The following is a 14,897-nucleotide window of genomic DNA, read 5'->3' as shown; positions in this document are numbered from 1 at the left end:
ACCCTAGACGGACATAGGGGCGTCAATCGGGATCGGTATCAAAACCGTACAATAACCGATCAACCAAGCAGACAGCCTTTCGATATGCTGTCCTGTAAGGCTCCGGTTCAAAGCTGCCCAAATTATTGCGGAGGAACTGGCGCAATTCCTGCCGATCTATATCAACAACAGGCTGGAACGCCACCATAAGCAAGGCCTCGGCAGGACCTGAAGCCTTTTCAATAATCGACTTAGTTGAAAGGCCGACGAATGACGATTTGTATCGCCCGGCGTAAGAGGGCAGCGTGTAATCGGCCTTCCGCAGCTTCCCAACAACTTTCTTCGCGCCTTCGTAGTTTGACTTGGCTAGGTCATCCTCCGACTTTATTCCTGCGGCATTTAGGTACCTGAAAATCGGAATGAACGTTCGATTTGATCTGGCGTAGGCTGGGAAAGCTGAGCTGAGCAGATCGGACGCTTGATACTTTGAGGTGTCTTCGAGACAATCGATAAACACCTCTTCAGGGGAAATTCCCGCATAGCCTTTCTTCGCAAAGGCACTTTCAACCGCTTTTTCGACTTTGGCCCCCAAATCCTGCTGACGCTGGGCAACACCCACCCCGACTACAAACTCGACAGATTCCGCTGAACCGATCTCGTCGTAGTCGACGACCGCGATCTTCTTTTCGCTTTCTACTGGTGCATGCACCAATTCGTAAAGTTGCTCCTTGAAGAAGCGTAGCACTCTTGCGGGCATCTTACGCTTCGACTCCGATAACGCTGCGTAGACCTGACCAAAGTCCGAGAACTTCGCCACCATCATCGTTACACTGAATTCGCCGGATTGGATCGTCGTCTTCTCGATAACAGGTTCCTCATCGTCTTTGGTTCGCTGGATGAAAATGAGATTCTGCTGGAAAGCGTCAATCTTGTCTTTAGGCAGGCATTTGGCGATCGACGAGATTAGTGCGCGGATGTGGGGATCCGTAATCGAATATCCGAAGAAAATGATCGGATGCTCAACGAAGATCGTGACTAGTTTAGCCGCTAGATATGGGTTTCTCTCGTTAAACTCAGCATAATCTTCGGCCGTCAAGACAAGACTTTGTGGATCGCTCGCCGAGCCGTGGATTTTGTAGATTTCGCCGATCGACTGCGGATTCGCGAATAGCAGTTCCTCCTGTCCTACAAAGACCTTGTAGTCTGGGAATAATTCATCCAGGAAGAAGTCCCAGTTCGTAGTGATGATCCCATCCACGGCAATTTTGGATAAAGCGGCGATCTCGCTGCCGAATTCCGACTTTCGTGCATCCTCCAAAGAGAATTGGCCTAGATAGTTGGCAATCTCCACCTTCAAAGCATCGGCGCTCCCTTTGACGATGCCTGAGAACCGATTCCGATTGTCTGCCATTTCAGGCGCAGACCACCACCATTCATTATAGTCATGCGCCATGCTAGACGCGGCTGCAGGCAGGTCGCCGTCCGCCTTCGAGCTGTAGTAGCCAAAATCTTTAATTGGTTTGCAGAAATGCTGCAGTAGCCCAGCCCAATCACCCAGACCTAGATATCGTCGCGAGAAACCCGAGCCCACGAACAGGAACGGGGCCGCAGGATGGTTCTGTAGGATCGATTTAAGCTCTTCGCCAGGCGCGGCCATGTCGGCTCTCCATCAGTTTGGAGATTGTCCTGCCATGAAATCTGTTCATCAGCAACACTACGGGCGACAGGAGGGTTCACGCTAGCCTGACCATCCCACCATCAACGTCACAGCGGACAGACTGACCGCATCGGCTCCCTTTCAGACAACAGGCAGCGAAATGATTAATCCACACCGATCATGGTCAGATGCTTGCAATCCGCCTTCGTGCGTGAATGAACGTTTCCGCCAGAGTCGCATTGCTGTCGGCGAGACCATCGACGCAGTATGCGTTTAGAAACTGACGTCCGGCTAGCAGCTTCATGTCCGTCTCGCTCAGTCGCGCCTCTTCACAAACGCGATCCCATTCGTTTGCAATGGTCGCAATCTGGCCCTCGATGATCGAAACGGCCTCGACCTCGCTCAGCAGGAAATTGGCAGCCGCATCGATGCAGCTCTTCAGCGTGCTCATGCGGTTGTCTCCGCCGATCAGCATAGCCTGCGTCGCTTCATTGCCGGTTCGGCCCTGCGGGCAGATGTCATAGGCAGGTGTAAGCGTCAGCATCCTGCCGTCCCAGAAGGCTGCATGATTGCGGGCGTGATCGTCGGTGTTGCCGCACAGGATGTTGAAGCAGAGCCGCCCGAAGAGTTCCTTCAGCGTTTCCTTTGGCTGGGTGAACCGGTGGCGGATAATTTCGGCGAGGTTCTCGTAGGAAGCATAGCGCGCCATCATTTCATCGAGGCCGAACATGGTCAGAGCCGAGACCATGGCCTTCCTCTGCCAGCCATTGTCTCCTTTGACGCGGTCGAAGCGTTCGATCAGGAGGACATCCTTGTTCGCGGCAGAGGTCATCGAGACCGGCGCAACGTTGAGGCCGCAGGCCGCCGCAAGCCGCATCGCGATGAATTCGGCCTTTACGACGCTATGAAGATCGTTGCTCGAAGAGAACTTGGCGATCAGCTTTCGGTCACCGCGGTCGATTAGCGCCTTCGGCCGAGCACCGCCGATCGAAGTGCCGTGGTTGAGCGCCTGATCCAAGGCGGGCGTCAGCGGAACGCCCCGCTCGATTCGGCCAGCAGCTTCAATCAGTTCCTCATAGGACGCCTCGGCCTTGAGACGCGGAACATATTCCGTCGCCGATTGCTGAAAATCGAGTGCGCCGATCCGATCGGAACCGGATTCCAGCAGATAGGTCAGCTCCGTGATATCGCCGGTGTCGTCTTCGGCAGGCTTGCCGCCCACCAGACGGTTGAGGATAACCCTGCGTCCCCATGCGTCCGGCGAGCCATCCCGAAGGCAGCTCGCCATGGGCAGGCCGGCGTCCGGCTCGATCAAGCCACGACGGAGCGGAAGTTCGGGCTCATATATCGGGATCGCATCGTCACGGCCCAGATAGCTGGCGCCATAGTTGAAGACATAGCGGTTGCCATCATGCATGATGCGGCCGGCAACAACCGGTTCAGTCTGCCTTGGCAGCCAGATCCAGACATAGGCCTCCTTGTGCTGCGAGAGCCTAGAAGTCATCATCGATCTCCCGTGGGCTATGACGAACGCTCTTGGGCAGCAGCGCCAGCTTCTCATCGAGGCGGGCGTTGTGCATGGCCAGTGTCTGATCATCCAGATCGAACAGGCGGATGCCGACCAGAGTGGCGACTTCGAAGACCGTGCCGATTTCCGGTCCCGATTCTCCATACTCGATCCTGCGAAGCGTCTTGCGGGTGATGCCGGCGCGCTCAGAGAGCTCGACAGCGGTCAGGCCGCGCTCAACGCGGGCGGCCCTGATCAGCTTGCCGAACAAGGACAAGGCCTGTTTTGTGGCACGGGAGTAGCTGCGCGTTCGTTTCATGATAGCTCCGTTGAGCGGATCATTTAAAAGCCCTTTGGCTGTCTATGGGTATTTTAAGGCTCATTATAGCCCAAAATGGTCGAAACGCAAACTCACGAACCTTATATGTACCATTAATGTCTCTATGGATCATACAATGATCATTAGTGACGCGATCTATCCGGCGAATTTGCCAATCCCACGTCATTGCGCCATATCGATATCCCCTTCATTCAGAAGAATACCTGCCACAAGAGCACAGCTGGCCGGAAAGTCGCTAAAGGTCACGCAATGAGCAACGACAGCAAATTCATCTCCCGCGTGCTCCGACACGAGCCAGAGCTTCTGGGGCTTAAGCTACGCGCGGGCGGATGGGTGCTTGTTTCTGACCTGTTGCGCGGATTGAAGAAGGCTGGCCGTCCGTTGAATGTGAAAGAGCTGAAACAGCTGGTCGCAGACAATGACAAACAGCGTTTCACTCTTTCGGAGAACGGTCAGATGATCAGGGCGGCGCAGGGGCACAGTATCGCGGTGGACCTTGGACTTTCATTGTCAGTGCCGCCGCCGGTGCTTTTTCATGGAACCGCCCGCGCCAACCTGGACGCCATCTTTGCAGATGGCATCAAGCCGGGCCGCCGCCAATACGTCCACCTGTCTCGGGACGCCACCACTGCCGAGAGGGTTGGCCAGCGCCATGGCAAGCCTGTGGTGTTGAGTATCGATGCGCAGCGCATGCACGAAGATCAGTGTCCCTTTTGGGTCGCCGACAATGGTGTCTGGCTGACGGAATGGGTAGCTCCGGAATATCTGGGGTTTCAATAGAGCCGAGCAAACGGTGGTCTTTTCGCTACCCCTACGCTCGGGTGGCCTGACTGTACCTTTCAGATGTTTCTGGTCCCACGTTCAGTGCCGGAAAGCGTTCGGAGACGGCTACTGCGAATAATAGATCGCCACTCTGTTTTTCGCATTTTATCGTTTCAATACAAAGCATTGTAAGTGTGGCGCCGTCGTGCAAGAACGCATCCAGACCCCTTGTTGCTTCCTTCGGATAACACCTCTCATGCCCGTTCTGATCACCGCCGACCTGCATCTCGACCAATGGCTTGAAGAAGGACGTGATCCCTTCGCCGCGCTGCCTGCTGAGATCTTCGGTACATTGGATGCACTGATCATCGCAGGAGATCTGGCGGACAAACCGAAGGTGAGATGGTCGCGATTGCTCCGGCATCTTGGACGCTATGTCGACCCGGCACGCATTTACGTGTTCCCAGGAAACCACGACTATTACCACCACGTCATTGATGGCGATGACCGCCTTGCCGAATTGACAGCTCAGGCTGGCGCCAACTTTGTTCAGAAAGCAGCAATCACGGTCGGCAATACAAGGTTTCTGTGTTGCACGCTCTGGACCGACTTCGCGCTTCATGGATCGCCTGCTGCGGCCATGACGTTCGCCAGAACACGGATGAATGATTACCGCTATATCCGTAAATCACCCCGGTACGGCAAGATCCAGCCATCAGACACGGTGCTCGTTCACGGTGATCATCGGCGCTGGCTGGAGGACCAGTTGGCGACGCCGTTTGCTGGCAAGACGGTGGTGGTCACGCATCACTGTCCGCATCCGGAGCTGCTGTCAGATACGCCAAGTGAGTTCGATCCGATCTATGGCTCGGACCTTCGGGCGCTGATTGCCAAGCATAGTCCACACGCATGGTTATTCGGGCATACGCACCGGCAGCGTGAAGCTTTAAAAGGCGACACGATTGTCCGCAATGTTTCGCTTGGTTATCCATCGGAGGTGGAGACCGGGCAGGAAGCTGAATTCTTGATGCGGGGCATGATCGATGTCTGATCTCGCCGGCACGGCGGAGAGCGACAGTGCGGAGCAAACGACTGATCATTCAGTCATCTCATCAGAGGATTGGTGATTGTTCGCCGGTCTTGCCGCAGCGATCAGAACGTTTAGTTTGGCACCGACCTCCGACACAGAGCAAACCCCATGATCGAGTTTCAATCCCTACCAGACGACCATCCTGATCTTGCCTTGTCGCCCCTGTTACGCGGTGCTTGCCTGATACTCAACCATGCCGGGGAACACGGCGGGATCGGCTTGACGGCGACCAAGGCGTTCAAGCGCGATTTCGTAAGGTGGGCGGTGGAGAATTTTGAATGGCCAGGCAAATCGGCCGAAGAGGTGTTCCGCTACCAGTCAGTCATCAATGAAGCTGACTTTCCACCGGTCGATATGTTGCACTTCCTGCTGATCCGGCTCCGTCTGGGCCGTCATTACAAGGGCATGTTCCGCGTCACATCCGAAGGCAAAAATCTCGCGGCACATCCCGGGCTGCTATTCAAACGGCTCATATCCTTTTTCGTGCTCAATATCGACCACGCGGCCTATTCCCGCCTCGGCGAAGGCGTGTTCGGCAAGTGGGATGTCTGGCTCAATGTCATGAATGTCGAGATCGAAGTCGGGGCGAGCGAAGACAACCTGTTCAGCTGCTTTTATGGCGCGGCAGGAGACGGTAGTGACCGGCACTGGCGTGAAGTTCATGCATTCAGTGCTTGCGTCCTCAAGCCTCTGGAATGGAGCGGCTTGATCACCGTGCAAGAGCTTCGCGACCAGGATAATAAGCTGGAATACATCGTAGCGAAAACAGCCCTGTGGCGCTCAGGCCTGAAACTCGAGACGGACGACCTCGTTCAACCCATGACACGGCACTGAGAACGATTGAGGTGCATCCTCCCGCACGAAAAACCGGTCGATTTCTGCATACTGTTGTTCAGAATGGCTGCCTTCGGCAGACCTTGCGATTTCACCCTGTAAATCGGCAACCGCCGCGATTCGAGGGATTATCCAGATTTCTGTTGCTCGCATACCTGCAAGGCCTTGAGCCAACCCGAAGCCAGACGAGCACTGTCGGGGCCGGCCCGATGAGGCACACCCATGCGCTCGAGCTTTTCGTAGAGAAAATCCAGGGCAAGGCCATCGAAATGAGCGAAGCTCACAGCATCGTAGTCTTCGACAGTGACCGCCGGAAATGCCCAGCCAGCGGCGACAAGGAGACGGCGCAGCCAGTGATGTTCAAGCCTTGGAGCATCTGAAACAAGGATAAAACCCTCGATCTTGGGCATCAACTGTTGGGCGACGTTTTAAACGGTCGGGGCGGACTCCAGATCCGACATCGAAATCCCATGCACAGCTTCGCTTTGCTTCGACCAATCCGCGCGCTCCCAAACCGATGCTGGCCGTATCAGCGACGACCATGTCTGAACCTGGTTGCCTTCAATCCATGATATGCCGACTTCGATTGGCCAGCTCTCTACCGAAAGAGACGAGGCTTCGAAATCCAGGGCCATGAGTGTTTCGATATTTTTGCCGGTCATCAGATTTTGACGCATACTGCATCAATGGTCTCGAAGAAAGTAGCGCATTGAGGGTGGCGATAAGTAACAGCACAGTGGGTGACTAAAATGGGGCCGGAAGCCGACCGGCTGCGTGTGGCAATGAAAGGTAGATTGCTGCCGTCTGGCGGCACGCGGACCGGGCGCAGGCTACATACCGCATTCTCCGAACCTCGACCCGAAACCTTCGGGCATGCGGAAGAACGACGCCTGTTTTACGTCCCCCTGACGCGCGCAAGCTGCAGCGTGTTTCTGCTGAGCAAAAGTCGTGAACCATCTCGATACATCCGAGAACTTTCCGAGATCGCTGGCGACAACCTCCGCTTCGAGAGCGCAGACGGCGACCCCAAGCAGCAATATCCCACCTGTCGCGCGGGTCATCTGGTGGAGCGGACCGGGCCGGCCAATCGCCGCTTTCTCGGTTGCAGCCAGTTCCAGAACTGCGATCACGCGCCACCACTTAAATGAGCGACAGGTTGCCACACTGTCAGACGAGCTCGGCGTCGAACATCTCAAGCAACGCCGTCGCCAAGTTGGGTCCCTCAAGATAAAGGCCAATCTCGTCCAACGGATTGTCCTCGAGCCCGGACTGTGATCCCCAATTCAGACTGCTGACAACGACATGGTCCGCGTCCCAGGCCAGGAACTTCGCGTGCAGTTGCGGCTCAGGCACCCCCGTGAGGTCCACTATGCCGTGGAGACGCTCGCGATGCTTCGTCACATGGCCGCGCTTCACCGGTCCCGTGCGGCGCGAATAGTAGATGCGCACGTCACCCAGGCGCCGGCCCGCGACCTCGGCGGGATCGAACAGGGCCGGCACCATGTTCGCACCGACCTTGTTGGTACAGCAGATGAAGCGCTGCCGCGCTTCGTGGGCGGCGGCGCGCAGCAGCCGCTCGTGGTCAGCGGCATGGAGGATTGTCAGCGTGGCGGTCGGCGCTTGTGCCTCCTCGGGGGGCGAGAGCATGTTTCGTTGTCGCCGCAGCTCGGACGCCATGAATTGCAGTGCTTCGACCGACCGACTAGCGCTCGATAGCTTGGAGACAATCTGGCGGAGTCGATCGAGCCCTTCTGCGACGGCTTTGGGGTCACTGAGCTCGGCCGAGACTTCAACGGCCGAGAATGGAGAGTGGAGCCAATTGCAGGAGCCCATGAGAACCACCGCGCCGTCGTGGCCATTGTCGGCAACTAGGAACTTCGCGTGGCTCTCGACTGGATCCCTCTGGACCAGGAGATATCCTCTGGTCTGTCGGGCAGCGGAGAGCCGCAGATACAGTTCCTGCATGGCCGCGGCGTGCTTGGCGCGATCAAGCGAGGTTCCGAAGAAGAGGTGGCATCTCACGCCGCGCTTGCACGCATCCTCAAGTGCTCGCACGATGCGTTCGCGGCGTTCCCTGCCCTTTTCGTCGGATTGCGACGCAACGAATGTAGACAGGACGAATATGTTGGACTTGGCGGCGCCGACAATCTGCTCGAAACGCTCCAGATGCTGCTCGGCCCCGACGACGAGGTGAGCAGCATCAAAGCGCGTTTCGATGGTCAGGGGACGCTCCGGCGTGGGTGCCGTGGTTTTCGGTAGAACCCCAGTCTTGATTGTCGCCTTGAGAGCGTCGACGAGTTGGTCGCTCGCGCCCTGCGGAAACACGCCTGCCCCGACCTCTTCGAGATCGAGGACGAGGAATTTCCGCTCGAGGAATGAGCTGCTTTCCTGTACCCCGCGCAGCCATTCGCCGGGCCTCAACATGCCGACCATGAACTCGTTGACGCGCTGCATCATCGAATAGTGCGTCTCTGGCGGTTCTCCTTCCGGAAACCTGATGATCGAGCCCTGCGCGGGAAGTTTGGTGACAGGGATTGGACCTGTCACAGAATTGTTCCGCTCCTTTGACTTGGTATTTTGCCACAAAGGAGAAACATCATGGCACAACAACCGACCCGGGAATTCCGCGCTGAGGCAGTGCGGGTCGCTTTGACCAGCGGCTTGCCGCGTAGGCAGGTAACGGCAGGTTTTGGCGTCGGCCTCTCGACGCTAAGCCGTTGGATCCAGCAAGATCGGCGCACCCCTGCCCTGAAAAGCCAACCACCCAGCCCGATCTTGAGCACGAGATCGACGAGAAGGTAAAGGCCTTTCTCGACAGACCCATCGAAGGTGAATGGTCATATCTATGGATCGCTGCCACCTATCTCAAAGTTCGTCGCGGCGGTCGCATTATTTCTGTTGCTGTCATCATCGCCGTCGGCGTCAACACGGATGGACGTCGTGAGGTTCTTGGAATAGAGATCGCAACATCAGAGGCCGAGCCGATCTGGACGGAACTCCTGCGCAAGCTGACAAGGCGCGGTCTGCGCGGCGTCAAGCTTGTCGTCTCCGGTGCCCATGAGGGCATCAAGGCGGTTGTTTCCAAAATTCTGCCCGCAACATGACAAAGGTGCCGCGTCCACTTCATGAGGAATGCGCTCGCTCATGCTGGAAAGAGCGAACGACGCGTCGTATCAGCCTTTATCACAATCGCCTTCGCCCAGGACACACCTGAAGCCACCAGCCAGCAATGGCGCAATGTCGCCGACCAGATCAGGCCGAAGGTGCCCAAGCTCGCGACGCTCATGGACAATCCGCGTCCGAACATCGGAGAGATTGCGCAGGATGTCATCCGTGCTGCACGCTACAGGGAAGCTGCGCGCTATAGGGAAATTGCAGGGCATAGCTGCCGCTCTGCTCACCGGCTCAGCCGTCCAAGCCGGCAAGCCACGCTGAGGCTGTCGCCTGTCCCTTGCGCTGAAGTTCGGGGCCATAACGAGCGGCTGCCAAGCGCAACTGCGGCACGTCTACCTTTGCGGCGGCGAGTTCGGCAGCATGGCCGATCAGCCATTTCTCGAAGCCTTTGGCCGACACTTCCGGGTGAAACTGAAAACCGATAATATTGGGCCCCATCGTGAAGGCCTGGTTCTCGCATAAATCGGTCGAGGCGAGCCGTTCGGCGCCTGACGGCAGATCGAACGTATCTCCATGCCAGTGCAACGTCATCGGCTCTTCCGAAAACGGCGCGAGGCAGGATGATCGGCCCGCCTCCGTCAGTCTGATGGGCGCGAAGCCGATTTCCTTCGTTCTGTCGGGAAACACCCTGGCCCCTGCGGCGAGAGCGATAAGCTGCGCGCCGAGACAGATACCCAGGGTCGGGCGATTTGCGGCGAGGCGTTGCTCCAGGATTTCGATTTCTTCGGCAAGAAAAGGGTAGGTATCGTTCTCGTAGGCGCCGATCGGGCCGCCCAGCACGATCAGAAGGTCGGTCTTGAGCGGATCCGGCATCCGGAACTCCTGCTCGCCGACATCCCGGTAGTGGATTTGATAGCCGGCTGCGCGGAGCGCCGGCGCGAAGGCGCCGAGATCCTCGAAACCGACATGGCGGATGGCAATGGCTGACTTCATACTGGGCGATCTCCCTGCATTTCTTTGGGGGGATGTTCGACCTCATCGCAGGCCGGGCATAACATCCGGAAGGCTTTGGTGGACACGCGCCTTCGCAGAAGTGGGCGAGTCCGGGCGGCGGCCCGGGGCGTTCAGCCGCCGAACCGCCTGGAGCGCCGGAGTAGGCTCGGGGCGCGTGATCACGGACTCACTCGTTCACTTTTCCGGGCAGGCTCAGATCGCCCGAAGCGACGTCGAAGACATCGGCGACGCACAGAAGCGGTGCGTGAATACTCTCATTGACCCGAAGCCCGACGGTCACGCCGTCATAGGACGCTGCTTCAACAACGCCGATATCGTCGAACGGTACGCGCACCGCGACGATCCCTTCGTGGATCAGCGGGTCCCAACCCGGACTGTCGATCAGGATCGGCAGGCCCGGCCAGGTCTTCGGCAGTCTCGGGCTGGCGCCCTCGGGGATATCGATAACCTTCAGCGCGCCGGGTCCGCAGGCATCGTCGGGACCGAGGACGACCCAGTGGCTGTGCCAGAGATCGCCGTCATTGCCTGGGTTGCCATCGCCATTCTCATCGAACAGCGGTGTATCGTCGAAATCCGGATGGGCCGTGACCGCAAGGGCGAGGATGCCCGTCCCGCGCTCGAACCCGACTTCATATGGGTCGATGTTCGTCGGCCAGACATAGGCGAACACCTCGCTTCCTGCGAGCTGGCCTGATGGTGCCGGCTTGCTTTCGCCCGCGCGTCCGGAGACGCCGATATGGAAAACGGCGGTATTCTTCTCCGTCGTGACCCGGGCATTAACGATGTCGAACTGTGCCGGGACCGCGTCCGAAGTTTCGGCGTGGATGCCTCCCGCATGATCCATGTCATGCGCCATAGCCGGTGCGGCCAGGGCGGCGGCAATCGCCGTTGCTGCTATAGCGTTTTTCATGGCGGTCACCGCAAATCCGAGAGAGCGGCGCCATGATTGATGTGCAGCGCAGAACCATCAACGACGAGTGCAGGCACGGATGTCACCCCTGCGGCAGCGGCCTCGTCGATTCGCTGAGGCGCATCGCCGAGATGGACGATCTCCAGATCGACGCGGGAGCGATCAATGATCTCGATGATGTTGTTTTCGGCGGCAACGCAGACCGGGCAGCCGGCATGGTAGAAAATGGCTTTCTGTGTCATAATGTTGGTGTCTCCTGTCTTTTAAGAGTCGGGTTCAGACATCAGGACGTCTCGCCCGTTGCCGCGGGCGGGGCGTCCACTTCTCCGGATGACGTCCCGAGAAACTTCTGCCACAGGGTAGAGGTCTCGGATTCGCCTGCCGGTTCATGCTCGCCGCAGTCGAGGCGCAGTTGCGCGTCCCCGAAGGCGGCGTCCACGAAGGCGCAGTGATGTGGAGCGGCCGGATCGTTATGGACGTTCGGCCGGAAAAAGCTGCAGGTCGCGCACATGCGCTGGACGGGGATCGCGCCGCGGACCTGCAACTCGCGGATCATCCGGGTCAGGCCCCTCAGAAAAACCGCTTGTTCGCCGGTCTCCAGCGTATCGATCGCGGAGAGAAGCGCATCCGGCCATTCGGCCATCACCTCGGCGACACGGCGCCCTTGCGTCGTCACATGCAGCAGCGAGGCCCGCCCGTCTGCCGGGTCGGACCGTTTTTCGACGTGACCCTTGCGGATCAGCGCCGATAATGCGTCGCTTGCGGTCGGTTGCGTTACCGCAAGTTCCTCCGCGAGCGCGGTAATGCGTGCGGGCCCGCGCCGAACGAGATGAACGAGAATCTGCCCCTGCGTCGGCGTGAGAGATTCACTCTCGGCCTGCTGCCACCCTTCAGCCCTTAGATACAGGCCGATCTTGGCAAGACCTGTGGCAATATGAAATTTCTCTGTCATCGCGCTTTCCATGTCAGTCTTTTTACATAGGACTCCTATGTATATCAACGAGGCCGATGGATGGGTGTGGATTTCCTCTTCGGTCCGGGGGCGGAAGGATTGGGCGAAAACCTTGCTTTGAACAAGACCAGCCGGGTTGTGCACATGCGTCTGCCGGTGACATCGATCTGCTGCAACCCGTGTCCGTCTTGCATTGTCGACAACAGCGGCGATTTTGCCGCTAAGACGGACGATACCATCATCCTTCAGCTGGCATGTCACACCGCGGGCGGAGCGCAAGGATAGGCAAATTGAGGAGAATCGGCGGCGTTCAGCGCCTGGTGGTGCGCAAGGTCGGTCGTTTTCCGGCGAGAACGGCGTTACGGGCGGGATTGGCACCGCAGGCGCTGGACTTGACTACGCCTGAACGAGCGCGACCTGCAGCAAGACAGTCAGCGCCGCCGAGAACAACCCGATATGATGGAGTGCGGCCAGCTTGCCCAGGCCCTCGCGTACGATCTCGATCTTGCCGTCTGACGGGTAGTCCTTGACCGCCTCGATGCGGCCGAACAATTGGCTCAGCATGTAGCCCAGGCACAGCACCAGCACGATCAGCACCGTGAGTGGTGCCCAGGCGAAATCGCGCTGCCACGCCTGCACTGCGAGCAATACCGTTCCCGTCCCCATCGTGGCCATCATGGTCGGGGGCAAGAGCCGGATCAGGCGGTTGAGTGCCGCATGGACCGTCCGCGCCGTCTCGTCCGACACGTTCGGCGTCATCGGATTGCGCATGACCGCCCAGACCGGCTTCTCGATATAGGACAGCGTCAGGAATATTCCGCATGCGAAGGCGAAGCAGACTGTGACAAGCGATGAGATTAAAGGGATCATGGAAGGTCCTTTTTCGAATTAATGCTGTGTCCGGAGCGATTCCGGACGCATTTCATGGCGGATCAACATCCGGAGCTGCGTAAGAGCTGTGGTGGTCCGATTCCGGCGTTCGTTCTCAACGCCGCTGCAGGCGAATGCCGGAAACGCCCGGGCCAACCGGCATACGTTTTCTGTCAGGTCGCGGTCCTGTGGCGCTCTTCGGGCAGCGGATAGCGTAGGGCGAGCGTGTCCGCGGTCAGTTCGTTCTGCTCCAGAAAGTCTCTGGTCTGGGATTCGATCTTCGGCCTGGCAATAGCCGAGAACCGCTGAACGAGGCCCGCAACGCCGCAGACGGTGAAAAGATGAATGAGTTCGACCGGCGTCCACTGATCGATCGCGGGCTGAATGAAACGCCTGGGTGTGGTGATCGGCGCCTGGCCTGAAAGCCAGGCCACGGTCAATGCGGCACGCTCTTTTTCGGTGAAGAGCGCCTGCCCCTCGTGGCGCGACTTCGCCGCATCGAAACAATGACGGACACGCTCGACCGCGCGTTGATCGCCCCCGGCCGCCCTGTGGGCAAGCAGTCCCTCCACCGCGGCGAGATAGTCATGGCCCCTGGCAATGGCGGCGACACGCACCATCAGATGCTTGAGTTCGGATGGCACCGGCGAATGGGGCCGGTCCTGCATCATCTCGGCATAAAAGACCGCGTGGCGGGCGCGCAGGTGCTCCGGCCAGAGGCGCATCCAGTCCGGCAGAAGCCCCAGTTCCTGTCTGGCATATGCGTCCGCACCGCCCGCCTCCTCGACAATCGCCTCGTAATTCGCGACCATCGCCTCCACAGAGGGACCGCCCTCAGGCAGGTCGTGGTCGAGATTGGTCGCTGTGCGATCCTCGCTCACACCGTGACGGCCGGCCTCAATGCCCGCGCTCTGCTCGGACTGTCGTGCCCAGTGGGCTTCGATGTCGACGCCGGTAAGATCGTTAAAGGTGTTGAGGAAACCGAATGCCGAGGCGATCATCGCCGTTCCGGTGATATTGGCCTCGACGTCTTCCTGAGAAATGCGCTTCCGTGAGGCGTTTGCCCGCACCCGCGCCAGCAGTTCGTCGCTAACCATGTTGGTCGTTGCAGCGGCGGCGAGATCGGCGAGCGCCGCTTCGAAGGGGCCGATCGGAGAACCTTCCGGCGCCTGTCCCTGCCGGGCGGCTTCGATCAGTTTCGGGATGCCGAGCGATTTCTCGCCCGCCGCCGACGTCATGTGGACCTGGCAATAGTTGCATCCCGACGCCTCGGACGTGGAAAAGCCGGTTGCCATCATCACCGGTTCGCCCAGAATCTTCTGCCCCATCCCGATGGCGCCGACATTGTGGGCATAGACGAAGAGCTTATAGCTCTCCGGCCAATGATGCTGAAAGTAAAAACAGTTTGGCCAGAAACCGAAGAAATCCTTGTAGAATCGCAGAATGGCCCACTGTTCGGGATCATCCGAACGCGTTCCGTCGCTTTCGGGAATATAGTCTTTGAGGACAATGTCTTCCGCGCCATACGCGATGGCATCGTCAGAGAGATGATCCGTGTCGATCAGGGCGGTCGCCGCGGCAACCAGCGGCACAAGCCGTCCGGCAGCGTCAAGCGCGACGAGATCCTTCGAACCGTTGATATGCATTTCGCCGGCGAAGGCCTGCGGCACTGTCGACACACCGGACAGGTAGACGCTGAGATTGGCGGTCCGCAGCGAGGCGCTCACGTCATGCTCGCCAAACCCGAGGCCGACGCGTGACAGCGTCTCCTTGGCTGCGACGCAGTACCGGCAATCGGGTTTGGTGAAGAGTTGCAGCTTGTCGGCCATCTTGAGCTCCGTTCGTTTGTACACGTTGGACGCATATTG

The 14,897-nt window shown here is 58.5% G+C and carries 16 protein-coding genes and 1 pseudogene; 4 read left to right on the top strand and 13 right to left on the bottom strand.

The genetic code is table 11. The annotated features are described in order from the left end of the window. Positions 1–22 precede the first annotated feature (22 nt). The 3 genes from EDC90_RS09940 to EDC90_RS09930 form a co-directional block, all read right to left on the bottom strand. Positions 23–1,636: an SIR2 family protein gene (locus tag EDC90_RS09940; protein ID WP_132311059.1), complete on the bottom strand. Its 1,614-nt coding sequence runs from the start codon at positions 1,634–1,636 to the stop codon at positions 23–25. Between the two features lie 184 nt (positions 1,637–1,820). Further along, entirely contained in the window at positions 1,821–3,140 is a 1,320-nt protein-coding gene (locus EDC90_RS09935) for a type II toxin-antitoxin system HipA family toxin (RefSeq protein ID WP_132311057.1), read from the bottom strand. Beyond that, the gene (locus EDC90_RS09930; RefSeq protein WP_132311055.1) at positions 3,130–3,462 is read right to left on the bottom strand and encodes a helix-turn-helix transcriptional regulator; all 333 of its coding nucleotides are present in this window, start codon (positions 3,460–3,462) and stop codon (positions 3,130–3,132) included. The genes EDC90_RS09935 and EDC90_RS09930 overlap by 11 nt, the downstream gene beginning before the upstream one ends. Positions 3,463–3,732: 270 nt before the next feature. Between EDC90_RS09930 and EDC90_RS09925 the strand changes: the two genes are divergently transcribed. From EDC90_RS09925 to EDC90_RS09915, 3 genes are all read left to right on the top strand, one after another. Further along, positions 3,733–4,263 (top strand): RNA 2'-phosphotransferase, encoded by a 531-nt coding sequence (locus tag EDC90_RS09925; RefSeq protein WP_132311053.1) that lies wholly within the window; start codon positions 3,733–3,735, stop codon positions 4,261–4,263. Between the two features lie 238 nt (positions 4,264–4,501). Next, positions 4,502–5,296: a metallophosphoesterase gene (locus tag EDC90_RS09920; RefSeq protein WP_132311051.1), complete on the top strand. Its 795-nt coding sequence runs from the start codon at positions 4,502–4,504 to the stop codon at positions 5,294–5,296. Between the two features lie 147 nt (positions 5,297–5,443). Then, positions 5,444–6,169, top strand: a complete 726-nt coding sequence (locus EDC90_RS09915; RefSeq protein WP_132311049.1) for a hypothetical protein — start codon at positions 5,444–5,446, stop codon at positions 6,167–6,169. A 128-nt stretch (positions 6,170–6,297) separates the two neighbouring features. Here the strand turns inward: EDC90_RS09915 and EDC90_RS09910 are convergent, their stop codons facing one another. The 4 genes from EDC90_RS09910 to EDC90_RS09895 form a co-directional block, all read right to left on the bottom strand. Beyond that, positions 6,298–6,579 carry a hypothetical protein gene (locus tag EDC90_RS09910; RefSeq protein ID WP_132311047.1) on the bottom strand — a complete coding sequence of 94 codons (282 nt, stop codon included), beginning with the start codon at positions 6,577–6,579 and terminating at the stop codon, positions 6,298–6,300. Positions 6,580–6,597: 18 nt separating this feature from the next. Next, positions 6,598–6,831 carry a hypothetical protein gene (locus EDC90_RS09905; RefSeq protein WP_132311045.1) on the bottom strand — a complete coding sequence of 78 codons (234 nt, stop codon included), beginning with the start codon at positions 6,829–6,831 and terminating at the stop codon, positions 6,598–6,600. Positions 6,832–6,999: 168 nt separating this feature from the next. Beyond that, positions 7,000–7,299: a hypothetical protein gene (locus EDC90_RS21205; protein ID WP_245511015.1), complete on the bottom strand. Its 300-nt coding sequence runs from the start codon at positions 7,297–7,299 to the stop codon at positions 7,000–7,002. A 37-nt stretch (positions 7,300–7,336) separates the two neighbouring features. Then, a complete protein-coding gene (locus tag EDC90_RS09895; RefSeq protein ID WP_245511014.1) occupies positions 7,337–8,716 on the bottom strand; it encodes a phospholipase D-like domain-containing protein in 1,380 nt (459 codons plus the stop codon). A 236-nt stretch (positions 8,717–8,952) separates the two neighbouring features. On the opposite strand from EDC90_RS09895, the pseudogene EDC90_RS09885 reads away from it, so the two are divergent. Further along, positions 8,953–9,477: pseudogene (locus EDC90_RS09885) on the top strand (IS256 family transposase); the annotation flags it as partial. Positions 9,478–9,574: 97 nt separating this feature from the next. Here the strand turns inward: EDC90_RS09885 and EDC90_RS09880 are convergent. The 6 genes from EDC90_RS09880 to EDC90_RS09855 all read right to left on the bottom strand — a co-directional run bounded on the left by EDC90_RS09880 (position 9,575) and on the right by EDC90_RS09855 (position 14,858). After that, the gene (locus tag EDC90_RS09880; RefSeq protein WP_132311041.1) at positions 9,575–10,276 is read right to left on the bottom strand and encodes a glutamine amidotransferase; all 702 of its coding nucleotides are present in this window, start codon (positions 10,274–10,276) and stop codon (positions 9,575–9,577) included. Positions 10,277–10,463: 187 nt separating this feature from the next. Next, positions 10,464–11,207 carry a hypothetical protein gene (locus EDC90_RS09875; protein WP_132311039.1) on the bottom strand — a complete coding sequence of 248 codons (744 nt, stop codon included), beginning with the start codon at positions 11,205–11,207 and terminating at the stop codon, positions 10,464–10,466. A gap of 5 nt (positions 11,208–11,212) precedes the next feature. Continuing rightward, positions 11,213–11,449, bottom strand: coding sequence for a thioredoxin family protein (locus tag EDC90_RS09870; RefSeq protein WP_132311037.1), 237 nt, complete (start codon positions 11,447–11,449; stop codon positions 11,213–11,215). Positions 11,450–11,490: 41 nt separating this feature from the next. Further along, complete coding sequence (locus EDC90_RS09865) at positions 11,491–12,159, bottom strand: MarR family winged helix-turn-helix transcriptional regulator (RefSeq protein ID WP_132311035.1); 669 nt, start codon at positions 12,157–12,159, stop codon at positions 11,491–11,493. A gap of 396 nt (positions 12,160–12,555) precedes the next feature. Then, positions 12,556–13,029, bottom strand: coding sequence for a hypothetical protein (locus EDC90_RS09860; RefSeq protein ID WP_132311033.1), 474 nt, complete (start codon positions 13,027–13,029; stop codon positions 12,556–12,558). Positions 13,030–13,202: 173 nt separating this feature from the next. Further along, a complete protein-coding gene (locus EDC90_RS09855) occupies positions 13,203–14,858 on the bottom strand; it encodes a glutaredoxin domain-containing protein (protein WP_132311031.1) in 1,656 nt (551 codons plus the stop codon). Positions 14,859–14,897: the final 39 nt, after the last annotated feature.

Origin of the sequence: Martelella mediterranea, from assembly GCF_004342225.1 — a bacterium.
GTDB lineage: Bacteria > Pseudomonadota > Alphaproteobacteria > Rhizobiales > Rhizobiaceae > Martelella > Martelella mediterranea_B.
The sequence above is the reverse complement of the archived record's forward strand: the minus strand, read 5'-3'. Positions and strand labels throughout refer to the sequence as shown.

Bases quoted from the DNA above. Each gene is read 5' to 3' on its own strand.
- EDC90_RS09880 (WP_132311041.1), bottom strand. From the start codon at position 10,276: ATGAAGTCAGCCATTGCCATCCGCCATGTCGGTTTCGAGGATCTCGGC.
- EDC90_RS09870 (WP_132311037.1), bottom strand. From the start codon at position 11,449: ATGACACAGAAAGCCATTTTCTACCATGCCGGCTGCCCGGTCTGCGTT.
- EDC90_RS09925 (WP_132311053.1), top strand. From the start codon at position 3,733: ATGAGCAACGACAGCAAATTCATCTCCCGCGTGCTCCGACACGAGCCA.
- EDC90_RS09915 (WP_132311049.1), top strand. From the start codon at position 5,444: ATGATCGAGTTTCAATCCCTACCAGACGACCATCCTGATCTTGCCTTG.
- EDC90_RS09920 (WP_132311051.1), top strand. From the start codon at position 4,502: ATGCCCGTTCTGATCACCGCCGACCTGCATCTCGACCAATGGCTTGAA.
- EDC90_RS09875 (WP_132311039.1), bottom strand. From the start codon at position 11,207: ATGAAAAACGCTATAGCAGCAACGGCGATTGCCGCCGCCCTGGCCGCA.
- EDC90_RS09855 (WP_132311031.1), bottom strand. From the start codon at position 14,858: ATGGCCGACAAGCTGCAACTCTTCACCAAACCCGATTGCCGGTACTGC.
- EDC90_RS09865 (WP_132311035.1), bottom strand. From the start codon at position 12,159: ATGACAGAGAAATTTCATATTGCCACAGGTCTTGCCAAGATCGGCCTG.
- EDC90_RS09930 (WP_132311055.1), bottom strand. From the start codon at position 3,462: ATGAAACGAACGCGCAGCTACTCCCGTGCCACAAAACAGGCCTTGTCC.
- EDC90_RS09905 (WP_132311045.1), bottom strand. From the start codon at position 6,831: ATGACCGGCAAAAATATCGAAACACTCATGGCCCTGGATTTCGAAGCC.
- EDC90_RS09860 (WP_132311033.1), bottom strand. From the start codon at position 13,029: ATGATCCCTTTAATCTCATCGCTTGTCACAGTCTGCTTCGCCTTCGCA.
- EDC90_RS09935 (WP_132311057.1), bottom strand. From the start codon at position 3,140: ATGACTTCTAGGCTCTCGCAGCACAAGGAGGCCTATGTCTGGATCTGG.
- EDC90_RS09910 (WP_132311047.1), bottom strand. From the start codon at position 6,579: ATGCCCAAGATCGAGGGTTTTATCCTTGTTTCAGATGCTCCAAGGCTT.
- EDC90_RS09940 (WP_132311059.1), bottom strand. From the start codon at position 1,636: ATGGCCGCGCCTGGCGAAGAGCTTAAATCGATCCTACAGAACCATCCT.